1 protein-coding gene is annotated in these 1,168 nt (G+C 73.7%); it reads left to right on the top strand.

The features are described 5' to 3' along the window. A partial coding sequence (locus EER27_RS16780; RefSeq protein ID WP_223807383.1) for a type VI secretion system Vgr family protein occupies positions 1-1,168 on the top strand: 1,168 nt, incomplete at both ends.

Consider the following 1,168-nt stretch of genomic DNA (forward strand, 5'->3'; position numbering starts at 1 on the left):
CCGGTCACGGTGTCGCGGCCCTGCTCGATGCCGCCGGCACCGAGCGCGGCACCTACCGCAACCGCTTCCTGGCCGTGCCGCGCGACACCGCGATCGTGCCGCTGCCGCGCCCGCGCCCGCTTGCGCCCGGCGCGCAGACCGCCCGCGTGGTCGGCCTGCCCGAGGCGGCCAACACCGCCAACCGCGAGCACCAGGTGCGCATCCAGTTCGGCTGGCAGCGCGGCAGCGTGCCCAACCCGGGCGGGCTGTCCGACACCGGCTCCAGCGCCCATCCCGACGGCCACGCGCCCGGTAACGAGACCAGCGGCACCTGGGTGCGCGTGGCCGAGTGGCTGGCCGGGCCGAACTGGGGCAGCAACGCCCTGCCGCGCATCGGCAGCGAGGTGCTGGTGGAGTTCCTGCACGCCGACATCGACCAGCCGGTGGTCACCGGCCAGCTCTACAACGGCGAGGTGGCCCTGCCGTTCGCCGCCGGCGTCGACGGCGACAGCAACCACCCCGGCACGCTCAGCGGCCTGCACACCCAGTCGCTCGATGGCGGCGGCCAGCAGCAGTGGCTGCTCGATGACGCCCCCGGCCAGCTGCGCCAGCGCCTGCACACCACGCTGGCCGACAGCCGGCTGGAGATCGGTTACCTGGTCCAGCACAGCAACGGCCAGCGCGGCGGATTGCGCGGCCAGGGCTTCGATCTGGCCACGCTGGGTTGGGGCAACGTGCGCGCCGGCGACGGCCTGCTGTTGTCGGCCAGCGCCCGCAGCAATGCGGTGTCCACGCAGCTGGATGTGGCCGAGGCGGTCACCCAGTTCAAGGGCGCGCAACAGACCGCCAAGACGCTGGACGACACCCTCAAGCAGCAGCAGGTTGCGCCGCTCCAGGGCAACGTGCCGCAGACGGCGTTCATCGCCACGCTCGATGCCGGACAGGACGGCCGCTACCACGGCGAGGTGGCCGGACAAAGCGCCACCAAGCCCGCGTCGGGCCAGCGCGACGGCGGCGATCCGGTCGAACGCTTCGCCAAGCCGCTGCTGTTTGTCGAAGGCCCGGACCAGATCGCCCTGGCCACGCCGTCCAGCGCGCTGGCCTACGCCGGCGGCCACCTGCACCTGACCGTGCAGGACGATGCGCACCTGGCGGCCGGGCAGACCGTGGCCGGCGTGAGCGGCGCGCA

It is taken from the genome of Montanilutibacter psychrotolerans (assembly GCF_003719825.1).
Lineage (GTDB): Bacteria > Pseudomonadota > Gammaproteobacteria > Xanthomonadales > Xanthomonadaceae > Montanilutibacter > Montanilutibacter psychrotolerans.